The following is a 21,252-nucleotide window of genomic DNA, read 5'->3' as shown; positions in this document are numbered from 1 at the left end:
CTCAACGCGGTGAGGAACAAGCTGCTCCACCAGATCGTGGCTGTCGTCAAAAGAGGCACCCCGTATGAGATCAGATTGGATAAAATCTAGCCATAAGCGCTTGTTTTACTCATAGATTTCGTCTAGTATAAACGACGGGCGAGGCCGTCGGCCGAAGGCTGACGTTTATGCATTGTTGGCACTAGTTATTTTTTAACCTCTTTATTTCTTTTTCTAATTGTTCAATTTTTTGGTCTTTCTTGTCAGATTGTAAATCTTTATAAATACCCCAAGCTAGTCCAACTAAAGCTACTGTAACAGAAATTACCTGAACTAACCAATCTCTGCGTGTCTTCTTTTTTGCTTCTTTCTTTTCTAATAAGTTCTGCTCATATAATTTAGCATAGCTATTGACCTTCTTGAAATGTCGGCCTTCTGGAGTAATTGTTAATATTTTTTCAGTTCCTGCTTTTGAAGTAGCATTTAATGAGCTAATTAAATCTGCTTTTGTTAATTCACCTGTTAATGAGAAGACTGTGTCGAATTGAATTCCTGTCATTTCAGAAATTGCACTAACAGTTAAAGAGTTCTTATTAGAAATACATTCTAAAATCTTGTCTTTTGAATCAGCTAAGTCTTTTTCAGTCATTTTATTAATTTGTGCCAACGGACTTGTGTAAACGGCGGCGAGGCCGTCGGCCGAAGCTGGCGTTTACACGTTGTTAGGCGCAGACGTTTTTCTTTTACTGAAAGCTCTTTCTAAGAATTGTTAAGCCTTCTTTCATTATCTCTGCAACTCTGGCAATTTCTTTATCAGTCCACTCTGGAGTATACTCTTGACCTTCTGGCGTAATCGCTGGAATATTGTTGCCGAAGAAAAGCTTGTCGTAGATACGACTTCTTACTTTTTCTTTTTTATTTCCCTCAAACTCAATTCTCAGTGTCGTAACCACGTCTGTAAACAAATTCCATGCATTTAGGAATTCTTTGCAATCGATAAATCCAGTCGGGTTCTTTATCCAAATTTCAATTATGTCGAAGTCGTACTTTGCAGGCTCGTCCTCTTCTATGACTAATCCGTTCTTTTGGGCAAACCCAAGCAGGTCGTCTTTTTCACTGAAAGTCAAAAGTCGCAATTCTTCTGTTGCAGGGTCGGTAACCAAGCCGTCAACTTCATCAAGAACCCAAATAAGGTATTTTATTTGGTTGTCCAGTTGCAACTCAATTATGTAGTACTGCTTTTCCAATTTTTTTTGTTTGCGCCTAACGGTCTCGTGTAAGCGGCGGCGAAGGCCGTCGGCCGAGATGCCGTTTACACAATGTTGGTGGTAGTGCTTTTTCTATTCTATAGCTTTTCTAAAATGGAATTAGCTTCTTCTGCGCTTCTCTGGAAATAAAGAGAATCTTCTTCTATTTCTTTGGAACTCTTTCCAATAATTTCTCTCCTGTTTTCTAGTCGGTTAAGAGCGGAGGTAGTGATGACCAACTTTATTCTGCTTTTCTCTTTTCCTGATAGCTTTCGAATCTCTAAGCTTTTCAGTCGGTAAATTAGGTCCAGTCGGAATTCTTTATCCAGACATTGTTCATTGTCCCTAAGTCGAAATGACGCTGCTAAAGCCTCATCTTCAAATTCTGAATTAAGAGCGATGTCGATTAGTTCGGCTGTGGTCGGTTCAGGGAGCCGTATGAGGTTTGTCTGCCCGCCACCGTGGTAACCAGAATTAATTTGATATTTTAACCATTGCTCCCCGCTTTCATTATCGCGATACTTTGCAGCCCAGCCACCGTCAAGAGTTTCCAAAAGATTTAGTTTCTGAAGAAGGTCATCAATTAGCTTAGAATCGCTGTAAAGTCTTCTCATTTTTTATTTTATGCATTGCCACCAACTATTGTATAAACCGAACCCTATTCGGCTTATTGGCACTATGGGCCGAGGTCCTGTTTGGGTTTGGTCTTGTTGAACAACCTTCGGGTTGAGTATCCGCTTTTTCTATGACCCAAGGTAAATAAAATTTAGAGGTTATCCAGAGGGCTGGTGATTTTGTCCAGGGCATGCGTGGTAATATGGGTGTAAATCTCGGTGGTCTTGCTGCTGCGGTGGCCCAGTAACGTCTGGATGTACCTTAGGTCTGTGCCTTGTTCCAGCAGGTGGGTGGCAAAGGAGTGCCGAAGGGTATGCGGGGTGGCTTTTGTCAGGACACCCGCCTTTTCCATGGCGGCCCTAAACACGTTTCTAACGCTGTCTACTGAGTACTGTCCTCCGTACTGCCCCTCAAACAGCCACTCCTTGGGCCGGTAAGCCTTGTAGTATTCCCGTAAACTCGCCAACAGGCGCTGGCTGAGCAACGTAGTGCGGTCTTTCTTGCCTTTGCCGCCTCGTATCAGCAACAGGTTCCGTTTAGATTGCACATCCGTCAGCCTGAGGTTAATGAGCTCGCCAATGCGCAGGCCCCCGGCGTACAGCAACTGCAGCAGGCACCGGTGCTTTAGGTTCTCGGCCGAGGCCAGCAGTTTGGCCACTTCCTCCTTGCTCAGGACTTTGGGCAGGGTGTGCGCTTTTTCCGGGCGCTCCAGGTCGGCAAAGCGCAGATCGGTCCGTTGCAGCACCCGCTCGTAATAAAACCGGATGGCATTGATGCTCTGGTTTACCAAAGAAAAGGAATACAGCTGGCTTTGCACCATGCCCCGGTGGTAGCCATTCACTTCGTCGGCGGTAAAGTGCTCTATCGCGGCCAGTCCGCGGGCAGCATGCCCGTTCAGGAAACGCAACAGCAGGCTGTGGTACGTTCTAATGGTGGTGGGGCTGTAATTGAGCAGGTACAGTTTCTCAAGGTAGGGCAGGGGGCAGGCAATAAAGCCCTCATTCTTCTGGTACTGCTGCTCCCACAACCTTCGCTGCAGGGGCAGGTCTTTGATGCGCAGCGTTTGGCATACCCAGAGGTGCGCAACCCCGGCCACCGCGTCTGCCAGCCGGTGCAGGCTGGCCGCCGTGTTCTCCAGGGCAAAGCACTTCTCATCCGGCAACCACCTGGCCACGTGCTGCTGCCGCAGGGCCTTATACACGGCGGTATTATATCTGAAACTTACCTGGATCACCTCTTTTCCCTGGTGCAGAAGGGGCTGGAGGCGTACTACCGGCAAATGGGTCTGTTTCTCCAGCGGAGCCGAGGGCTGGAACGTGCCCAGCACCGTGGTGCCCTTGCCGGGCCTGAGCCGCTTTGGCGGGTGCAGGAACCTGCTGCTCACGTACGCAATGCCCTCCAGCTGCTGCTGTAACCGCGCTATGGCCTCCGGCCGCTGGTGCATCACGTAGCAACGGTAGGTTTTGCTGTACTTTACCAGACTGAGCGTTTTCAGTTTTTTGCTGATGCCGGGGTGGGCTTTGTACCACAGCCTGATGTACGATTTGCCCTCATGTTCCAGCGGGTTAAGGTACAGGACAGGCAGTTGATGCTGTGTGCGGGTCATGGCCAGGGGTTTAGGGCCTCAAAGTACAACCTTCCTCTCCCGGAGCCGTTTTTTTATCCGGGTAGATCCGTTTATAAACGGGTCTACCCGGATAAAAAAACGGCTATGCCATGACTCAGGACAGAATGTGCCCCCAGTGCGGCGATGTTTTCAGAGGCCGGGTAGACAAACGGTTCTGCTCAGACCAATGCCGGGCCTGTTACAACAACGCCAGCAAACGCGAAAACACCGGCGAGCAGTTCATCCATCGGGTAAACACCATTCTGCGCCGGAACCGGGCCATCCTGAAAAAGGCCAGCCCGCTGGGCAAAACCACCCTGCGCCGGCAGGTGCTGGAAATGGCAGGGTTTGACTTTAATTATTTCACCTCGGTGTACCGGTCGCAAAAGGGGAGCACCTATACCTTCTGCTATGATTACGGCTACCTGCTCCTGCCCGAGGAGAAAGTGCTGATCGTGAATTTTCAGCCGTACATGCAGGCCAGTCCCTAAACCCAAAAAGCCCCTTCCGGCGCGGGGCTGGAAGGGGCTTGCAACCCTTGCAATAGAGCCGTTACTTCAGCTGCAGGTCTGAGATAATCCGCTGGATTTTCTGGTCCTGTTTCTGGCTCTCCTGCGCCTATTCCTCAGCAAAGGCCGGTGGCTTCTGAACGCAGAAGCAGAAGGTAGGTTTGGTCAGGACCAAATGCCCCGCCTGATACCTTAATGCCGCCTTGGAAGAGCAACTGGTGCGCGTTAGAGCTTGTCCCCCCGGGTGCGGGCCCATCTGCTACTTCTAACCCGTACCCGGTGCCGGATAGCTGCGGGCACGAATAGGTGATCGCCCCTTAAGCTAGGACCTACGCCACCAACCTCTAATGGAATTCCACATTCCCCTGGATGTTTCCTTTCCTTGCTTCGGTCTGGACCATACGGGTTCTCATTTCTTTGGCTTTTTAAAGAAAAGAGCCCCTAAACAGCACTTGTATGCCGAAGGAAAATGTAACAACCCTTTGCATGACGTTAATCCCGGGAGGTATTTCCTTCAAGATTGCCTGAAGGGAGCAAGAGGCTATAGTGTTGTAGTGGGTTCGTTTATTCTATTCTTTGTAATACTTCAAGTATCTGCAAGCCCTTTTTCCCCCCTTCATAGGAGAGCTTGTTGCCCTGTACTTTGTAAGTAAAAACCATGGGTTCCCCCACCAGGGATCTGTCTGATGCCTGTTCAAAGTGCTCTGTGTACTGGTTGCCCTTTGTGCTTGCTTTTCCTTGGCCAGTAATCAGGAGGCTGTTGGTTTTCTTGTCATAGAGGGTAAAGATGATCCTGTTCTGGGTAATGGTTTTGGTGAGGTTATGTGTCGCACTGTCCAATCGGGTTTCCCCTCCATCGGCTAATTTGATGGTAGTAGAAATTAACCGCCATGTACCTTGAATATCTTTATTGGTTTGTGCTGCGGTTGTGGTGGAGAGCCATGCAATCAATAGAAAAGGTAATAAGACGCTTTTCGTTTTCATGTCTTTACTTCTTTAAAATGAGTATTGGCTAAGTAGTCTCATTTCTAAGCCCACAAGTGGTTAGGGCCCGGTGGGGAGCGAAGAAGGGCAACTAGTAGCAGGCTATTTAGATAGGTGCTTCCTGGGAGATGGTTGGGTACTTTTCTGGTGGCAAAGGCAACTTATACTGTTGCACAGTGGAGGCGGAGGGGTGCTTTAGTTTGGGTATGTCCCTCAGACACAGGATATAAGGGGATTTTTATGGAAGGTATAAAGTTTCTAAGATAGAAGCAAGTATTGTTTGGGAGCAGTAAATGGGACAGCCTGCCGGAACCTGCCCAAACAAAAGGCCCTTTCTGAATCTCTCAGAAAGGGCCTTTCAGGTAAGATCTAAGAAGCTTATTTCAGCTGCAGGTCTGAGATAATGTTCTGAATTTTCTGGTCCAGTTTCTGGCTCACCTGCTCATACTCCCCGGCCGAGGCCAGGGGCTCGCGCACGCTGAAGTAGAACTTGATCTTGGGCTCAGTGCCAGATGGCCTGGCCGATACTTTGGTGCCGTCCTGGGTGAGGAACTGGAGCACGTTAGAGCTTTCCAGTCCGGTGGCCGTTTCTTCGCCGGTGCGCAGGTTTCTTCTGAAGCCGGTTTTGTAGTCAATCAGCTCCACTACCTCTGAGCCCGCAATAGACTTGGGCGGATTCTCGCGCAGTTCCTGCATCATCTCCTGAATTTCCTGGGCGCCGCGGTGGCCTTTCTTGGTTAGGGAAATGAGGTCTTCTTTGTAAAACCCAAAGTCAATGTACATCTGGATCATGAGCTCATACAGGCTCTTGCCCTGGTCTTTGGCCGCCGCCGTCATCTCGGCAATCATGGCGCAGGAAGACACCGCGTCTTTGTCGCGCACAAAGTCACCCACCAGGAAGCCGTAGCTCTCCTCGCCGCCGCAGATGTACTGGGCCTGGCCTTCTTTCTCGCGCATGATGGTGGCAATGTACTTGAAGCCGGTGAGGGTCTCATAGCAGTCCACCCCAAAGCCTTCGGCCACGCGGTTGATCAGATCAGTAGTCACAATGGTGTTCACCACGTACTCCTTGCCGGTGAGTTTGCCGGCTTTTTTCCAGGCCTGCAAGATGTAATAGGTGAGCAGGGCGGCGGTCTGGTTTCCGTTGAGCAACACCCACTGGCCGTGCTGGTCTTTCACGGCAATACCCACGCGGTCGGCATCGGGGTCGGTGGCCAGTACCAGGTCGGCGTCCAGTTCCTTGGCTTTCTGCATGGCCAGGTTCATGGCGTCCTTTTCCTCGGGGTTAGGATACACTACCGTGGGGAAGTTGCCGTCTGGGGTAGACTGGGCCTCCAGCACGTGCACGTTGGTAAACCCAAAGCGCTCCAGGGCGCGGGGCACCAGCGTGATACCCGTGCCGTGGATGGGGGTGAAGACAATCTTCAGGTCTTTCTGCCGCTGGATCATGTCGGGGTCTACCGAGAGGGTGGCGACCTTGTCCAGGTAGGCCTGGTCCACTTCCTCCAGAATGTACTCAATGTTGTCCTCGTTGCGGGTAAACTTCACCTGGTCAATGGACTGGATCTTATTCACCTCGGCAATGATGTTTTTGTCGTGGGGGGCGGTTACCTGGCCACCGTCGTTCCAATAGGCTTTGTAGCCGTTGTACTCCTTGGGGTTGTGCGAGGCCGTTAACACCACGCCGCTCTGGCAACCCAGGTGCCGGATAGCGAACGACAGAATAGGCGTGGGGCGCAGTTCCCTGAAGAAGTACACCTTAATGCCGTTGGCGCTGAACACATCGGCCACCACGTTGGCGAAAAAGTTACTGTTGTTGCGGCTGTCGTGCGCAATGGCCACGCTGATGGGCTGGTCTGGGAACGACTTGAGCAGGTAGTTGCTCAGGCCCTGGGTAGCCATGCCCACCGTGTAGCGGTTCATGCGGTTGCTGCCTACGCCCATGATGCCGCGCAGGCCGCCGGTCCCAAACTCCAGGTCTTTGTAGAACGAGTCGGTGAGGGTGTCGGTGTCCTGGCCGTCAAGGAGGCGCTGTAATTCGGTTTTGGTGTCCTGGTCATAGGCACCTTCTAACCAGGCGTTCACTTTGGATAAGACGGCTGGCTCCAGTGATAGATTGTTTTCCATAGTTCTGTTGTAAAAAGACAAAGCGTTTTAAGGGTTGTTCTGGCAAAACAGCCCTAAAACGGCTTACCACGTTATAAGTTGCCCCTAAGGGCCTGTTCGCGTTCAATTGACTCAAAAAGCGCCTTAAAATTGCCCTTCCCGAAGGATTTGGCCCCTTTGCGCTGGATAATCTCATAGAAAACCGTGGGGCGGTCCTCTACGGGTTTGGTGAAGATCTGCAGCAGGTAACCTTCGTTGTCGCGGTCTACCAGAATGTTGAGGTCGCGCAGGGGCTGCAGGTCTTCGTCAATCTTGCCCACGCGCTCCAGCAGGTCTTCATAGTAAGAGCCGGGCACACTCAGGAACTCCACACCCCGCCGGCGCAGCTCGCCCACGGTATGCACAATGTCATCGGTGGCAATGGCAATGTGCTGCACCCCGGGGCCGCGGTAAAAGTCCAGGTACTCCTCAATCTGCGACTTCTTCTTGCCCTCGGCGGGCTCGTTGATGGGGAACTTCACGTAGCCGTTGCCGTTGCTCATCACCTTGCTCATAAGCGCCGAGTACTCCGTGGAGATGTCCTCATCGTCAAAGGTGAGCAGCAACTGGAACCCCATCACCTTGGCGTAAAAGTCTACCCAGGTGTTCATCTCGCCCCAGCCCACGTTGCCCACGCAATGGTCTACGTGTTTCAGGCCCACGGGTGTTACCGGCACCGGGCTTTTGCGCGGTTGGTAGCCGGGCATGAAGGGGCCGGTGTAGTTCTTGCGCTCCACAAAGGTGTGCACCGTTTCGCCGTAGGTGTAAATAGAGGCCACGCGCACCTCGCCATACGCATCGGTAAGGGTCTGGGGCTCGCCGGCGGAGCGGGCACCCCGCTTCACCGTTTCCTCATAAGATTGGTAGGCATCGTCCACCCACAGGGCCATCACTTTCACGCCATCGCCGTGCAGGCGCACGTGCTCAGAGATAGGGGAGTCTGGCAGGAGGGAGGTGGTGAGCACCAGCCTGATCTTGCCCTGCTGCAGGACGTAGGAGGCGCGGTCCCGCACGCCCGTCTCGGGCCCGGCGTACGCCACCAACTCAAACCCGAAGGCGCTCTGGTAGAAATAGGCGCTTTGCTTGGCGTTGCCCACGTAGAATTCAAGGTGGTCTGTGCCGTTGAGCGGAAGAAAATCTGTGGATTCTGCCATAGAAGAGATTAGGGGTAAAACTCTGGTTTATATCACAACTTGTGTAAAAATAGAAGAAATGTGCAGGAAAGAAAATAAGTATTTGGCCCCCCGATTTGCGCCTTCCGCTTGGAAATAGGCTTAGATGTTATAAAATTTGTGAAAAATAAGAAAGAATGAACATCCAGGAATTAAATACCGCGCTTGTAACCCTGATCCGCAAAAAACAGGAATTGGGCCAACTCTCCTACAATGATGCCCGCTATGATGACGTGGAGGAAGAGCTGCACGATTTGGAAGACGAGTTCAACGACAACTTCGGGGAGTACCTGGAAGAAGTGCTGGGCGACGTGCACGAGCGCATCTGCCCCGACACTGATGTGCTGCTGCCTACCGCGTACCTGCCCGAGGCTCTGGATGCCCAAGGCCAGGTAGACCTCACCAACAAACAGGGCGTGTGGGTAGAGGCCGATGCCTACCCTAACAAAGAGGCCCGCCTCCTGCTGGTGCCCAACCCCACCCGCCTGATCCTGAGCGTGGGCAAAAACGTGCGCGAGGAAGTCTGGAAAGCGTAACCCCACCCACCGCCGGCCTCCGGCTTTAGGCCAACAGATATAGACGGCTCCTGGGCAGACCCACTGCGCAGGAGCCTTTTCTGTTTTAGGGGTTTTTCCTGGAAACTGGGCCCGAAACCCCGGAAGCGGTGTTACCCGCCCGGGTTGGGGAGTGCTCCCGCTTGCCCGCTTGGAGCCCAATTTCTGGCGCGCGTTTGCTCCCAATGGGCTTTTTTCCATTACTTAGGGGAGAGGGTTGATACCGGGACAGCTCCCCCTGTTTTCAGGCCATTTTTCAAAATCTTTAGCGAAAACCTTACCCATGAATACCAGAATCGTCATGACCGCCAGTGCCTTTCTGCTGGCCTTGCTGGGCCTGAGCCTGACCTTCTTGCCGCAGGAGGTGGCCGGTGCACTTGCCTTAGGCGGAGGCGCTGCTACCCAGTTGGTGCTGTCTCTCCTGGGTGCGCTGTACCTGGGCTTTGCCATGCTCAACTGGATGGCCAAAGGGAGTCTGATGGGAGGCATCTACAACCGGCCCATTGCCATCGCCAATTTCACGCACTTCTTCATTGGGGCGCTGGCCTTGGTGAAAGCAGAAGGAGACCTGGCGCCCGCCGCGTGGGGGCTCATGGGCGTGTACGCTGTGCTGGCGCTCGCCTTTGGCATTATCCTGTTCCGGCATCCTTTAAAGCCAGAAACCAAGGCCTGAGCAAGACTCCTGACCGCCTACCTCCCGCGCCATGAGAAACATCTGCCTTGCCGCCATTCTTCTATTCTTGTTTTGGGCCTGCAACCAGAAAAAGAGCCTCAAAACAGCGCCTGAGCTCCTTTCTACTCCGGAGCAGGAAAGCCTTAGCCCGGTAGACACCGTCTCAGAGACCCAGTACTTGTATACCGAAACCTACGATCGCCAAAAGGTGCAAGGTGTGTTTAAGGCCGGCAAGGATGTTTTCAAGGCGTTTACCGAAAGTTTCAGCCTGAACGACAGCTCCCTCACCGTCACGTTCCCCGACAGTATTGATGGAAAGCTAACCAGGGTGAAGAAGCTCAAGTGCCACAACCATGTCTACAAGATCAGGTTAACCAGGAACGGCAACCTGGTGTACCAGAGACAGTTCACCAAGCGTGATTTCCTGAAGTTTGGCGACGATGGCTTTATCACCGAAAGCGCGCCCCATGCCCCCACGTTCCGGGGAGTGACCGCCGATGGCCGGGTGCTGTTTGACATGTGGTTCTGCCTGCCCGACAGTGACTTTGGCGGCATCTCCTTTTTCGCCACCAACCTGCAGGGCGACCTGCTCCAGGTAGAATCTTACAGCGGCACCGGCGGCACCGGGTGCGACGGCCAGGTGCATACCAGCCCTAACCGGCGCTATTTCCTTTCCTGCGAAAAGTTGTACGGTCCCAACGGGTACGTCTTTGCGTTCGGCAAGCCCGATATGGTTACCGCCAAATTCCTGACAGACACGTCCTTTGTGGCGCTTTATAACTACGTCACCCGCCAGTACAACAAAGAAGAAGCCACCTGGGAAGAAACCTACGACGACAAAAGCAATAACCTGCTGGTCTACCACGTCAACGGCAAGGTGCTAGCCAAATACCGGTTTAATGGCATTACCCATGAACTGGACTACACTTCTAACCTGGAGGTACTGCCCGGCCTGGGCGCTCTGGTGTTGGTAGACGGGGAAAAGCAGGAAATCCACCAGATTCCTTTTGCCAAACCACAGGAGTCAACGGTGGTGCGCTTAGGCCAACTGCGGCAACTTACTCAAAGAGGGAAAACTCCGCCGGGATGGCAGGAAGTCTCCATGGGCCATTCGCTGGGCGAGGAGCTTTTCCTGTACTTCGCGGCTGATTCGCTTTCAGGCTATTTTTTGAAAAAGGGCTGAAAAACAAGAAAGCCGGGACGTAACTGCCTCGGCTTTCTTGTTTTTACATCTATCTACTAGCGTCCTAATCCTTAGAATCCCAGTTTCTCCCGCACCCGCTTCAATACGGGGCCTCCAATGGCACGGGCTTTGGCCGCCCCCTGGGCCAGTTTGGCGTCCAGTTCGGGCAGGTTGTCCATGTAGTAGTTGTAGCGCTCGCGGGGTTGGGCGTACTTGGTTAAGATCAGCTCAAACAGGGCCTGCTTGGCATGGCCGTAGCCGTAGCCGCCGGCCAGGTAGTTCTGGCGCATGGCCTCGGTCTGTTCCTCAGACGCAATAAGGGCGTACAGCTTGAACGTGATATCGGTGGCCGGGTCTTTGGGTTCCTCCAGGGCTTTGCTGTCGGTGACAATGCTCATGATGCGTTTGCGCAGCTCCTTCTCGGGCAGGAAAATGTCAATGGTGTTGCCGTACGACTTGCTCATCTTCTCGCCGTTCACGCCGGGTACCGTCATCACGTTTTCGTCCACCTTCACCTCGGGCAGCACAAAGGTGTCGCCGTAGAGGTGGTTGAACGAGCTGGCCAGGTCGCGGGTGATTTCCAGGTGCTGCACCTGGTCTTTGCCCACCGGCACAAAGTTGGCATCGTACAGCAAGATGTCGGCGGCCATGAGCACCGGGTAGGTGAACAGGCCCGAGTTCACGTCGGAGAGTTGCCGGCGCGCCGATTTGTCTTTGAACGAGTGCGCGTTGGCCAGCATAGGATACGGCGCGAAACAGCTCAGGTACCAGGTCAGCTCGGTGACCTCGGGCACGTCAGACTGGCGGTAGAAGATGTGCTTGTCAGTATCTAACCCAAACGCCAGCCAGGTGGCGGCCACCGCGTAGGTGTTGAGGCGGCGCTCTTCCGCATCGCGGATGGTGGTGAGGGAATGTAAGTCGGCAATAAAGTAAAGCGATTCATTATCGGCCTTCTGGGAAAGCTCAATCGCCGGGAGGATGGCGCCAAGCAGGTTGCCCAGGTGCGGACGGCCGCTGCTTTGGATGCCGGTAAGGATTCTAGCCATGGTGTTTAAGTGTAAAACCGCTGCAAAGAAAGCAATTGGAGGGCAAACGGGAAAGCCGCCCCCGGTTTTAGGGCCTTTTTCGGGAAAACAGGCCTAAAACCGTCAGTGCAGGTACCGGTTGAGGAGCGCACTCACCTCGGCCGCCCGGCTCATGACCATCAGGTGCTCGCCCCCTTGCACCACGTGTACCCCGGCCTGGTGCGGCACGGGCAGAATTTTGTCCCGGTCCCCGTGAATGATGACCCGGTTGGGAACAGGAGCGGTGTGCCGCCAGCGCAGGATGGCCGTTAGGGCCCAGCGCAGGAAAGCAGGGTCAGTGTCGCGCACAATGGCCGCCAGAATCTTTTTCTCAGCAGGCGTTTGGGCCCCGAACAGCCAGGCGGTCGGCGCCGTCCACCGTTTGGCCAGCTGAAACGGAACTAAATGCTGCAGCCGCAGGAATCCGCCCGCCCGGTAGTACCAGGGCAGGTCACCTGTGTTCGCCAGGCTGGAAAGCAGGATGACCCGCCTGACCGGGATGCGCCTGGCCAGCTCCTGCGCCACCATGCCCCCAAAACTAAGCCCCACCAGCACCGGCGGCTCCGCGATAGGGCCCAACTGGGCCAGCAGGCGCCCGGCATATGCTCCCAGCGACTCGTTGGGGAGAGGCGCTATCCACTGGATCACCACCGGGTTGGGGTGTTGCAGCTGCAGAAACTGAAACAAACGCTCATCGGCGCCCAGGCCACTCAGGAGAAACAGCGGGGGAGGAGTCATACAGGTAGGTTGCCCAACAAGGTAAGAGGTGCTTACTCTTTGGAGATGAAAGTGTCCAGGGGCACTGCTTCGCCGCCCGCCAGGTAGCGGTCAATGAGGGGATGGGCGATGTAGAGCAGGGGCGTGAGCACCACCGCCACGGTAAATTTATACAGGTAATTGATCACCGAGACAGAGAGTACCATTTTGAGGTCCCAGTTGCCGAAGAGGTAAAAGGCGATGAAGAGCACCACCACCGTGTCTACCAGCTGCGAGACCAGGGTAGAGCCCGTGGCCCGAATCCAGATCTGGCGGTTGCCGGTGAGGTGCTTGAGCCAGTGAAACACGTGGGCATCCAGCAACTGCCCCACCAGGAATGCCACCAATGAGCCGATGATGATGCCCAGGCCCTGACTGAACACCCGGTTAAACGCGTAGTCCATGTCAAAGGGGGTGCCGTTGGGTCCCTGGCTGTTCACGTCCTGCCAGAACTGCGCCGGTGGCAGCGCCGTGGCCACCACAATCACCAGAAAGGCATACGCAATGAGGGCGGCCGTGAGGTAGCTGATGCGTTTCACGCCCTCTTTCCCGAAATACTCATTGATGATGTCGGTGGTGATAAAGACCACCGGCCAGATGATCACTCCGGCGGTCAGGTTAAAGTCAAAGCGCGTGCCCAGCACCGGAATCTGCGCGCCCGGCAAGCCAAACACCCCTTCCCCCGAAAAGATCTTCACCCCAATCAGCTCCGCCAGCAGCGCATTGGTCAGAAAAATGCCACTCAGCACCATAAACAACTGCCGTTTCTTGTGACTGAGGCGGATTTGGGGCGGAATGGTCTGCTGCATGCTGCTGGCTTGAAGAATAAAATGAAGGAGGTACTTACTGGCCGTAAAGATGTGAGAAAGTAGCCAATTAAAAAACGACCCACGGGGCAGGACCCGTTTCAAACAATAAACCGTTCTGGGGCTGTTTTCCGGAAAATTGGTCCTAAACAGCAAGCTTGTTCTCAACCTTGTTTTCCACGGCAGTTGCAAACTGCCGCCATAATGGGGCCAAGCCACAGACTTGAACCATGTGAACGTAAATAGAAAAAGCGGAATCCACTACTATGCTGCTAAGTATGGCGCGGAGTTACTTCTGTGCCTTTTGAATGTAAGTCACGGAAGTAAATCCGCGCCATAGAATGAAAGGGTCTAGCACAATGATTAGCAACACCGTTGCTATACAACACACCAGCTGGAAGATCCCGATCTCAGTCTTTGGCTCGAGCGCCTCGCTTGTGGCCCCTGGATAGCTACTACTAAGCGCTGACTGCAGAGGTGGGCCGCAAGGGCAGTGCGAGGGGCAAAGACGGGGCCCCGCGGCCGTGAGCGCACCCAGCAACCTATGCAACAACCTAGCCCATAAGTCTATAGGCAAGCACAGGCTACGCCAGCAACAGCCAACCTGCATCGCCCTTGCAAAATCAAATCAGCAATTGCCTCTTAACCCAACCAACAAGAAAACAAAAGAACAAGCTACCTACTCCAACACACTAATTGTCTTTCCCTCCGTCGCCAAGGCGGTGTTGGGGAAAATAGCCTGTGCTTCCTCCAGCAGCGGGGTAAGGTCTTTGTACCGGGCAGAGAAATGTCCAATCAGCAGGCGTTTTACCTGGGCCTTCTCGGCGAGGGTGGCGGCCTGGGCGGCGGTACTGTGGTGGGTGTGGGCGGCCCGCTGCGCCATGTCGCTCAGGAACGTGGCCTCATGGTAGAGCAGGTCCACCCCGTGCACCAGGGGCAGGATGTCTTCCTTGTACTTGGTGTCTGCGCAGTAGGCGTAGCTGCGGCTCCGCTTGGGGTCGGTGGTCACGTCTTCGTTGCGTACCAGCACGTCGCCCTGATCGTTCTGGATGTCTTCGCCCCATTTCAATCTCACTAGCTGGGGTGGGGTCAGAAACGCGGGGAGTTTGGCCTTGAGCAGGTGCCGGGGCTTGGGTTTTTCGCGGAACAGGTAGCCGCAGCAGGGCACCCGGTGCTGCATGGGCAGCGTGTGGACCGTAATGGCTTTGTCTTCGTAGATTTTCCGGCAGACGGTGGTGTCTACTTCCACAAAGTTAATGGGGTAGGGGAGGTGGGTGTTCCCGTATTTGAACTGAAGGGTAAGGATCTCGGCTAAACCTTTTGGGCCGAATAAGTTGATGGGGCCGGTGCGCTGCTGCAGGTTCATGGTAGACAGCAGGCCCGGCAAGCCAAAGTAATGGTCACCGTGCAGGTGCGAGATGAAGATGTTACAAATGCGCTGATGCTTTACTTTGTAGCGCATCAGCTGCATTTGTGTACCTTCTCCGCAGTCAATCAGGTTGATCTGGTTGCCAACCGTTAAGACCTGTGCGGTATGATGTCGTTCAAACGACGGGGTGGCAGAGGAACTCCCAAGTATTTTCAGCTCAAAATCCAACCCGTGTCTGCTTAGGAACTATTCTTCTTTCTTGGTAAGGTCGCTCTCAATCTCGTGCAGGAACACGCGGTCAATGCCCTCCTCAACGGTAGGCAGAATGTTCAGCACAGACTCAAGCTTGGAGATGGTGATCAGTTTGGTAACGTGCTCTTGCAAGCCGGTTAAGATAAGAACCCCTCCAGATGAGTTGCAAAGACGGTTGGCAATCAGGATAGAGGACAGGCCGGAAGAATCAGTATATTTTACGTTGGTAAGATCCAGGATCAGGTTAGTAATACCTTCTGCATTCAACTTCACAAACTCAGACTTCAAATCGGGCGCGATTGTCGTGTCCAGTTTCTTTTCATCTATGGTGATGATGGTGTAATTTTCTTTTTTATCAATTGTGTACTTCATAAGTAACAGCAAAAAGGTTTAGAGTGCGAATCTACCAATTTTTGGTGGAATATCTGTAACAAACTCACTTAAAAAATGTTGGCGGCAATGCTTTGTTCCAGCTCATTTAGTTGGCCCGCATAGTCCTGCGGTACAAACTTCTTGCCAAGCAGCTGCTCATACAATTCTATGTAGCGCTGCGAGATCTCGGTTATCTTCGCCTCTGTCATCTCGGGCACCTGCTGCCCTTCCTTCCCTTGAAAACCGTTCTCAATCAGCCATTGACGTACAAACTCCTTGGAAAGTTGCCGCTGCGGTTCGCCGGCCTCCTGGCGTTCTTCGTAACCGTCTGAGTAAAAGAACCTTGAGGAGTCGGGCGTGTGAATTTCGTCAATCACGTAAATTTTGCCGTCGGCTTTGCCGAACTCGTATTTGGTATCTACCAGGATCAATCCCCGCTCGGCCGCCAGCTCTGTGCCACGTTTGAAAAGCGCCCGGGTGTAGGCCTCCAATTGGACATAATCCTGTTCAGACACAATGCCCTGCCGCAGGATTTCCTCGCGCGAGATGTCCTCGTCGTGGCCCTCGGCGGCTTTGGTGGTGGGGGTGATGATGGGCTCGGGGAACGGGTCGTTTTCCCGCAGGCCCTCGGGCAGGGCAACCCCGCAAAGCTGGCGCTTGCCGGCACTGTATTCGCGCCAGGCGTGGCCGGCCAGGTAGCCCCTGATCACCATTTCCACTTTGAAGGTTTCGCACTGCCGCCCGATGGTCACGTTAGGCGCCGGGTGGCTCAGGACCCAGTTGGGCACCACCTCGGCGGTGGCGGCCAGGAAGGAGGCGGCAATCTGGTTCAGGACCTGCCCTTTGTAGGGGATGGCCCGGGGCAGCACCACGTCAAACGCCGAGATACGGTCGGTGGCCACCATGGCCAGTTTGTCCTGGAAATAGTACACATCACGGACCTTGCCGCGGTAAAAGCCCGTCTGGTTAGGGAAGTGGAAATTGGTTTCTTTGAGAGCGTGCATAGCAGATGACTAAGGGCAGCAAAGTTAGGAAAGGATGGCAAGGGGGCAAGCAAAATTAACAGGTCTCCGCAGGCTGGCAAGGTTCTTCGCTGGGGTAGGAAGCGACCAACCTTCGCAGAAGCGGGACCTGGTCTTCCAACGGCAAGTCCGTGATTGTGGTAACCACAGACGAGGTCTGTTTTAGGCCCCTTTTTAAGAAAACGGCCCGGAAACTGGTGCAACGCCTGGGACGGATGAGTGCCGGCAAATCCCTTACTGGAACGGGTTCCACACGCTTCAGATTTACTAACAATTGTTCGTATTTTAAAATAATTCAGAAATTTTTTTGAAGTTTATTTGCGGTTAAAGATTTCGTTGATAGATTTGCAGCATCAAGTCAATTATTCCGGTAGTTGATTTATAAAGAAGAGCGGAGAGACAGGCTCAATGAAGCTCTAGCAACCTACCAGCCGTGTAAGGTGCTAATTCCTGATCCCAGGGGACATATTGCCACCTGGGGAATATAAATTGATACGAAGATGGAAAATCAATCTAACGCCACTTCTAGCAATGCAGCGCCGCGCCTGATTCTGCCGGCAACAGGGGGAACCACCACCATTATTTCCTCTATTTCGCGAATGCGCAGCCTGTCCATGACGGGTATTTGTTGCTGTTGCCGCTAATCCCACACCCAACCTTTTTTGTTTTCAGGGCCTGACGCGCAGCGGCAGGGGGAGTTCTGCTATCTGTTAGTTTTTTCTGGCTCTTGATTTTGTTCAATTCTTCAATTGTAACCGGCCATTACCATGTCCATTCCATATCGTTTTGAAACCCTCCAGCTGCACGCTGGACAAGAAATAGATCCTACCACCCGCTCCCGTGCGGTGCCTATTTACCAGACCACTTCCTACGTGTTTGAGAACGCCGAGCACGGGGCCAACCTATTCGCCCTCAAGCAGTTCGGGAACATCTACACCCGCATCATGAACCCCACCACCGATGTGTTTGAGAAGCGCATTGCCGCCCTGGAAGGGGGCGTAGCCGCGGTGGCGGTGGGCTCTGGCCAGGCGGCGCAGTTTATTGCCCTCAATAATATTCTACAGGCGGGTGACAATTTCATCGCCTCCAGCAATTTGTACGGTGGGTCGTACAACCAGTTCAAGGTAGCGTTCAAGCGCCTGGGCATTGAGGTGCGGTTCGCCAAAAATGACGAGCCCGCCACCTACGCAGCCCTCATAGATGAAAATACCAAGGCCATTTACCTGGAAACCATTGGCAATCCGCGCTTTAACATTCCGGATTTTGCATCTATCGCCGCTGTGGCCGCCGGGCACCAGATTCCGCTGGTAGTGGACAACACCTTTGGCGCCGGCGGATACTTGTTCCGCCCGCTGGAGCACGGGGCCAACGTGGTAGTGGCGTCTGCCACCAAGTGGATTGGCGGGCACGGCACCAGCGTGGGCGGCGTGATTGTGGACGGCGGTAACTTTAACTGGGGCAACGGTAAATTCCCGCAGTTCAGTGAGCCGTCTGAAGGATACCATGGCCTTAACTTCTGGGAAGTGTTCGGGGCCAACGGTCCGTTCGGAAATATTGCCTTTGCCATCAGGGCGCGGGTGGAAGGCCTGCGTGATTTTGGCCCGGCCCTGAGCCCGTTCAATTCCTTCCAGTTGCTGCAGGGCCTGGAGACGCTGTCGCTCAGGGTAGACCGCACCGTGCAGAACGCCCAGGCGCTGGCCGAATGGCTGGAGCAGCACCCGCTGGTGGAGAGCGTGAACTATCCGGGCCTGGCTTCCAGCCCTTACCATGCGCTGGCTCAGAAATACCTGAAGCGGGGCTTCGGGGGCGTGTTCAGCTTTAACCTGAAAGGGGGCAAGGAAGAAGCCGAGGTGTTTGTGAACAGCCTGGAGCTGGTAAGCCACCTGGCCAACGTGGGCGACGCCAAGACCCTGATCATTCACCCCGCCTCTACCACCCACCAGCAGCTGAACGAAGAAGAGCAGCTGTCTGCGGGCGTCACCCCCACCTTGCTGCGGGTATCGGTGGGCATTGAGCATGTAGATGACATCAAAGCCGATTTTGAGCAGGCGTTTGCCAAAGTGAAAGTAAGAGAATCGAAGTTGGAGGCCTCTATATCTGAGTAACAACCATGTTGAAAGGACGCGTTTTTAATTATACCGATGAGTTTCATTTGGAGTCCGGGCGATCTTTGCCCGGCTTCCAACTCTTCTACACCACCTGGGGCACCTTGAACGAAGACCGCAGCAATGTGGTGTGGGTGTGCCACGCCTTTACCGGCAACGCTTTTGTGAAAGACTGGTGGGGCGAGCTGTTTGGCGAAGGCAAGACCTTTGACCCGGCCAAGCATTTTATTGTGTGCGCCAACTCCCTGGGCAGCTGCTACGGCTCTACCGGCCCCCTGAGCCTGAACCCCGACACCGGCAAGCCGTACTACCACGCTTTCCCTACGTTGACCATCAGGGATGTGGTGCGTGCGTTTGATGCCTTGCGCGAGCACCTGGGCATTGAGCAGATTGACGTGCTCCTGGGCGGCTCCATTGGCGGGCAGCAGGCGCTGGAGTGGGCCATTGAGTCTCCCCACGTGACCAGGCGCCTGGTGCAGGTGGCGGCCAACGCGCGGCAAACCCCCTGGGCCATTGCCCTGAACGAAAGCCAGCGCATGGCCATTGAGCAGGACGTGACCTGGCAACTGGCCACCGATGACGCCGGCCTGGAGGGCATGAAGACTGCCCGCTCCATCGCCCTGCTGTCTTACCGCACCTATAACTCCTACAACCGGGCCCAGAAGGAAGGCTCTCCTGATCTGAAGAAGATTTACCGGGCGGCCAGTTACCAGCAGTACCAGGGCGAAAAGCTGGCCAAGCGATTCAACGCCTTTTCTTACTGGCAGCTCACCAAAATGATGGACAGCCACCATGTGGCCCGTGAGCGGGGCACCCTGGAGGAAGCCCTCCGGCGCGTACAGGCCGAGACCCTGGTGATTGGGGTCAACTCAGACCAGCTGTTCCCGCTCAATGAGCAGCGGTTTGTGGCCCGGCACATTCCCAATGCCACGTTCCAAGTAATTCAGTCAGAGGCTGGCCATGATGGTTTCCTGTTGGAGGCAGATCAGGTAGCCCACTTCATAGATACTTTTTTACTGAAAAAACAACTGAGAAAATCATGGATTCCCACCGTCTTTTAAAAATTGGCTTGTTTGGGTTTGGCTGCGTTGGCCAGGGCCTGTATGACATACTTTCCAGAGAAGAGTCCCTTCCCTACAAGGTAGAGCGCATCTGCGTGAAAACCCAGGGTAAACTGCGCCCGCTTCCGCCCGAGAGCTTCACCTATGACTGGCAGGAAGTACTGGCAGACCCCACCCTGGACCTGCTGGTGGAAGCCATCAGTGATGCAGAAGAAGCCTACACCATTGTCTCAGAGGCCCTGCGCCGCGGCAAGAACGTGGTGACCGCCAACAAAAAGCTGGTAGCCTACCATTTACCCGAGCTGCTGGCCCTGCAACAAGAGTTTGGCGGAGTGTTGCTGTACGAGGCAGCCGTAGCCGGCGGTATTCCCATCATCAGAACGGTAGAGGAGTATTTCTCCAATGAGCCCCTGGAGCGGGTGCACGGCATCCTGAACGGGTCTTCCAACTACATCCTGAGCCAAATCTTCAAGCTCCAGAAACCGTATGCCGAGGCCCTCAAGGAAGCTCAGGACAAAGGCTTCGCGGAGCTGGACCCTTGGCTGGACGTGGCCGGTGCCGACTCGCGGCACAAACTGTGCATCTTAACCGCGCACGCGTTCGGCAGAACCCTGGCCCCCGAAGAGGTAGCCTTCTTTGGCATTGATTTTCTGGGGGAGCAGGACTGCGCGTACGCCCAGCAAAACGATGCGGTGATCAAGCTGGTGGCCTCAGTGCACCTTACCCAGGATGGTGAGTTGGTGCCGGTGGTGCTGCCCAGCCTGGTGAACGCCGCTGATGATCTGTTTGTGGTAGAGCAGGAGTTCAACGGCGTGGTGGTGCACGGCGGCTACTCGGGTCCCCAGCTGTTCAAAGGCCGGGGAGCGGGCGGTCACCCCACCGGGGCTGCGGTGCTGTCAGACATTGTTTCCATCAGCCACGGCTATGCGTATGGCTACAAGAAGCTGCACAAAACCACCAATGCCCCGGCACTGGCCCTTGACTTCCAGTTTGACGTGTACCTGCGCAGCAGCGAGCCCGAGTTGGTGGTGGCCCTGGGCTTGACCAACCTGCAGAACGTGAACCGCGGCTCAGACTCGTTCAGCGTGATCGGCACCGTTTCCCTGGGCAACCTGATCAAGGCGCAGGAGCAGATCAGAAAGGCCGGCGCGTACGTGATGGCCCTGTCTTCTGATTTCGTCAGCAACCCGGTGGCCAAGGCCAAAGCCGGCGTGGAAGTCTCCTAAACAGTCGGTACCTTTTTTTGATGGAGTTTTTGGGGCAGATTTACTAAAACTTGCCAAAACCGGGCGAAGCTTTGCAGGTTGCCCCCTTTTGTTCAGAGGATTAAGCTCGGGATGTACCCGAGAAAAGTAAAAGGAGTACTGCGGTTGTAATCAGGAAGGAGACTTCGGTCGCAGGTTTACAGCCATGTATTTTAACTGGAGAAAAGCCAACTTCCCAGAAAGATTGCTTGTATAATAGTTCGTTTCGTTACGCAGACGCCCGGCTTTAAAGCTGGGCGTTTTCGTTTTGCGGCCATTTTTAGGAAAACAGACCTAAAACAGTCCAGGGCACGGTGCGCATGGGGAGGTTTCTGGGGCAGATGCCCGATTTGTTTTGACGCTGTTTTCAGGAAAATAGCCCTGAAACTGGAATTGCTATCTGGCAGGAAGCTTTGTCTACTTCCGAGAGAATGCAGCTTGGTATGCCTTCTTTTATGGCTGATCAGCCATAAAAGAAAAGTGGGTTTAGGGGCTGTTTTGGTGAAAACAGCCCCTAAACCCACTTAGAATAAG

The 21,252-nt window shown here is 54.1% G+C and carries 20 protein-coding genes and 1 riboswitch; of the genes, 7 read left to right on the top strand and 13 right to left on the bottom strand.

The genetic code is table 11. The features are described 5' to 3' along the window. Positions 1-181: 181 nt before the first annotated feature. The 4 genes from JT718_RS17035 to JT718_RS17020 form a co-directional block, all read right to left on the bottom strand. Positions 182-628, bottom strand: a complete 447-nt coding sequence (locus tag JT718_RS17035; RefSeq protein ID WP_205503992.1) for a PilN family protein — start codon at positions 626-628, stop codon at positions 182-184. Positions 629-722: 94 nt separating this feature from the next. Then, entirely contained in the window at positions 723-1,226 is a 504-nt protein-coding gene (locus tag JT718_RS17030; RefSeq protein WP_205503991.1) for a hypothetical protein, read from the bottom strand. 98 nt (positions 1,227-1,324) lie between these two features. Beyond that, a complete protein-coding gene (locus JT718_RS17025) occupies positions 1,325-1,840 on the bottom strand; it encodes an Imm27 family immunity protein (RefSeq protein ID WP_205503990.1) in 516 nt (171 codons plus the stop codon). Positions 1,841-1,992: 152 nt separating this feature from the next. Continuing rightward, positions 1,993-3,447, bottom strand: coding sequence for a tyrosine-type recombinase/integrase (locus JT718_RS17020; RefSeq protein WP_205503989.1), 1,455 nt, complete (start codon positions 3,445-3,447; stop codon positions 1,993-1,995). A gap of 110 nt (positions 3,448-3,557) precedes the next feature. Between JT718_RS17020 and JT718_RS17015 the strand changes: the two genes are divergently transcribed. Continuing rightward, complete coding sequence (locus tag JT718_RS17015; protein ID WP_205503988.1) at positions 3,558-3,938, top strand: hypothetical protein; 381 nt, start codon at positions 3,558-3,560, stop codon at positions 3,936-3,938. A gap of 582 nt (positions 3,939-4,520) precedes the next feature. Here the strand turns inward: JT718_RS17015 and JT718_RS17010 are convergent. The 3 genes from JT718_RS17010 to hppD form a co-directional block, all read right to left on the bottom strand. Next, the gene (locus JT718_RS17010; RefSeq protein WP_205503987.1) at positions 4,521-4,940 is read right to left on the bottom strand and encodes a DUF4488 domain-containing protein; all 420 of its coding nucleotides are present in this window, start codon (positions 4,938-4,940) and stop codon (positions 4,521-4,523) included. 378 nt (positions 4,941-5,318) lie between these two features. Beyond that, complete coding sequence (locus JT718_RS17005) at positions 5,319-7,067, bottom strand: phospho-sugar mutase (protein WP_205503986.1); 1,749 nt, start codon at positions 7,065-7,067, stop codon at positions 5,319-5,321. Positions 7,068-7,138: 71 nt separating this feature from the next. Further along, positions 7,139-8,239 carry a 4-hydroxyphenylpyruvate dioxygenase gene (gene hppD / locus JT718_RS17000; RefSeq protein WP_205503985.1) on the bottom strand — a complete coding sequence of 367 codons (1,101 nt, stop codon included), beginning with the start codon at positions 8,237-8,239 and terminating at the stop codon, positions 7,139-7,141. A 155-nt stretch (positions 8,240-8,394) separates the two neighbouring features. On the opposite strand from hppD, the gene JT718_RS16995 reads away from it, so the two are divergent. The 3 genes from JT718_RS16995 (at position 8,395) to JT718_RS16985 (ending at position 10,667) form a co-directional block, all read left to right on the top strand. Then, the gene (locus JT718_RS16995) at positions 8,395-8,793 is read left to right on the top strand and encodes a hypothetical protein (RefSeq protein WP_205503984.1); all 399 of its coding nucleotides are present in this window, start codon (positions 8,395-8,397) and stop codon (positions 8,791-8,793) included. Between the two features lie 301 nt (positions 8,794-9,094). After that, entirely contained in the window at positions 9,095-9,484 is a 390-nt protein-coding gene (locus tag JT718_RS16990; protein ID WP_205503983.1) for a hypothetical protein, read from the top strand. Positions 9,485-9,515: 31 nt separating this feature from the next. Further along, on the top strand, positions 9,516-10,667 hold the full coding sequence (locus JT718_RS16985; protein WP_205503982.1) for a hypothetical protein: 1,152 nt from the start codon (positions 9,516-9,518) through the stop codon (positions 10,665-10,667). A gap of 71 nt (positions 10,668-10,738) precedes the next feature. Here JT718_RS16985 and trpS read toward each other — a convergent pair whose 3' ends face one another. The 6 genes from trpS to JT718_RS16955 all read right to left on the bottom strand — a co-directional run bounded on the left by trpS (position 10,739) and on the right by JT718_RS16955 (position 16,290). Then, positions 10,739-11,713 (bottom strand): tryptophan--tRNA ligase, encoded by a 975-nt coding sequence (gene trpS, locus JT718_RS16980; RefSeq protein WP_205503981.1) that lies wholly within the window; start codon positions 11,711-11,713, stop codon positions 10,739-10,741. A gap of 102 nt (positions 11,714-11,815) precedes the next feature. Next, on the bottom strand, positions 11,816-12,469 hold the full coding sequence (locus JT718_RS16975; protein WP_205503980.1) for an alpha/beta fold hydrolase: 654 nt from the start codon (positions 12,467-12,469) through the stop codon (positions 11,816-11,818). 32 nt (positions 12,470-12,501) lie between these two features. Next, entirely contained in the window at positions 12,502-13,296 is a 795-nt protein-coding gene (locus JT718_RS16970) for a queuosine precursor transporter (protein WP_205503979.1), read from the bottom strand. Between the two features lie 676 nt (positions 13,297-13,972). Then, positions 13,973-14,890, bottom strand: coding sequence for a ribonuclease Z (locus JT718_RS16965; protein WP_205503978.1), 918 nt, complete (start codon positions 14,888-14,890; stop codon positions 13,973-13,975). 18 nt (positions 14,891-14,908) lie between these two features. Beyond that, complete coding sequence (locus JT718_RS16960) at positions 14,909-15,286, bottom strand: STAS domain-containing protein (RefSeq protein WP_062545662.1); 378 nt, start codon at positions 15,284-15,286, stop codon at positions 14,909-14,911. 68 nt (positions 15,287-15,354) lie between these two features. Next, on the bottom strand, positions 15,355-16,290 hold the full coding sequence (locus tag JT718_RS16955) for a phosphoribosylaminoimidazolesuccinocarboxamide synthase (protein ID WP_205503977.1): 936 nt from the start codon (positions 16,288-16,290) through the stop codon (positions 15,355-15,357). A 394-nt stretch (positions 16,291-16,684) separates the two neighbouring features. After that, a riboswitch (SAM riboswitch) is annotated at positions 16,685-16,799 on the top strand. Positions 16,800-17,075: 276 nt separating this feature from the next. Between JT718_RS16955 and JT718_RS16950 the strand changes: the two genes are divergently transcribed. From JT718_RS16950 to JT718_RS16940, 3 genes are read left to right on the top strand one after another with little or no spacing between them, the layout of a single operon-like run. Continuing rightward, a complete protein-coding gene (locus JT718_RS16950) occupies positions 17,076-18,413 on the top strand; it encodes an O-acetylhomoserine aminocarboxypropyltransferase/cysteine synthase family protein (RefSeq protein WP_205503976.1) in 1,338 nt (445 codons plus the stop codon). 5 nt (positions 18,414-18,418) lie between these two features. Beyond that, on the top strand, positions 18,419-19,474 hold the full coding sequence (gene metX, locus JT718_RS16945; RefSeq protein WP_205503975.1) for a homoserine O-acetyltransferase MetX: 1,056 nt from the start codon (positions 18,419-18,421) through the stop codon (positions 19,472-19,474). Beyond that, complete coding sequence (locus JT718_RS16940) at positions 19,453-20,700, top strand: homoserine dehydrogenase (protein ID WP_205503974.1); 1,248 nt, start codon at positions 19,453-19,455, stop codon at positions 20,698-20,700. Before metX ends, JT718_RS16940 begins: the two co-directional genes overlap by 22 nt. The last annotated feature ends 552 nt before the right edge of the window (positions 20,701-21,252 follow it).

Source organism: Rufibacter psychrotolerans (assembly GCF_016924645.1).
Taxonomy (GTDB): Bacteria; Bacteroidota; Bacteroidia; order Cytophagales; family Hymenobacteraceae; genus Nibribacter; species Nibribacter psychrotolerans.
The sequence above is the reverse complement of the archived record's forward strand: the minus strand, read 5'-3'. Positions and strand labels throughout refer to the sequence as shown.

What these genes read in the sequence shown, in the direction of transcription:
- JT718_RS17035 (WP_205503992.1), bottom strand. Translation starts at nt 628, where the DNA reads ATGACTGAAAAAGACTTAGCTGATTCAAAAGACAAGATTTTAGAATGT.
- JT718_RS17025 (WP_205503990.1), bottom strand. Translation starts at nt 1,840, where the DNA reads ATGAGAAGACTTTACAGCGATTCTAAGCTAATTGATGACCTTCTTCAG.
- JT718_RS17020 (WP_205503989.1), bottom strand. Translation starts at nt 3,447, where the DNA reads ATGACCCGCACACAGCATCAACTGCCTGTCCTGTACCTTAACCCGCTG.
- JT718_RS17015 (WP_205503988.1), top strand. Translation starts at nt 3,558, where the DNA reads ATGACTCAGGACAGAATGTGCCCCCAGTGCGGCGATGTTTTCAGAGGC.
- JT718_RS17010 (WP_205503987.1), bottom strand. Translation starts at nt 4,940, where the DNA reads ATGAAAACGAAAAGCGTCTTATTACCTTTTCTATTGATTGCATGGCTC.
- JT718_RS17005 (WP_205503986.1), bottom strand. Translation starts at nt 7,067, where the DNA reads ATGGAAAACAATCTATCACTGGAGCCAGCCGTCTTATCCAAAGTGAAC.
- hppD (WP_205503985.1), bottom strand. Translation starts at nt 8,239, where the DNA reads ATGGCAGAATCCACAGATTTTCTTCCGCTCAACGGCACAGACCACCTT.
- JT718_RS16995 (WP_205503984.1), top strand. Translation starts at nt 8,395, where the DNA reads ATGAACATCCAGGAATTAAATACCGCGCTTGTAACCCTGATCCGCAAA.
- JT718_RS16990 (WP_205503983.1), top strand. Translation starts at nt 9,095, where the DNA reads ATGAATACCAGAATCGTCATGACCGCCAGTGCCTTTCTGCTGGCCTTG.
- JT718_RS16985 (WP_205503982.1), top strand. Translation starts at nt 9,516, where the DNA reads ATGAGAAACATCTGCCTTGCCGCCATTCTTCTATTCTTGTTTTGGGCC.
- trpS (WP_205503981.1), bottom strand. Translation starts at nt 11,713, where the DNA reads ATGGCTAGAATCCTTACCGGCATCCAAAGCAGCGGCCGTCCGCACCTG.
- JT718_RS16975 (WP_205503980.1), bottom strand. Translation starts at nt 12,469, where the DNA reads ATGACTCCTCCCCCGCTGTTTCTCCTGAGTGGCCTGGGCGCCGATGAG.
- JT718_RS16970 (WP_205503979.1), bottom strand. Translation starts at nt 13,296, where the DNA reads ATGCAGCAGACCATTCCGCCCCAAATCCGCCTCAGTCACAAGAAACGG.
- JT718_RS16960 (WP_062545662.1), bottom strand. Translation starts at nt 15,286, where the DNA reads ATGAAGTACACAATTGATAAAAAAGAAAATTACACCATCATCACCATA.
- JT718_RS16955 (WP_205503977.1), bottom strand. Translation starts at nt 16,290, where the DNA reads ATGCACGCTCTCAAAGAAACCAATTTCCACTTCCCTAACCAGACGGGC.
- JT718_RS16950 (WP_205503976.1), top strand. Translation starts at nt 17,076, where the DNA reads ATGTCCATTCCATATCGTTTTGAAACCCTCCAGCTGCACGCTGGACAA.
- metX (WP_205503975.1), top strand. Translation starts at nt 18,419, where the DNA reads ATGTTGAAAGGACGCGTTTTTAATTATACCGATGAGTTTCATTTGGAG.
- JT718_RS16940 (WP_205503974.1), top strand. Translation starts at nt 19,453, where the DNA reads ATGGATTCCCACCGTCTTTTAAAAATTGGCTTGTTTGGGTTTGGCTGC.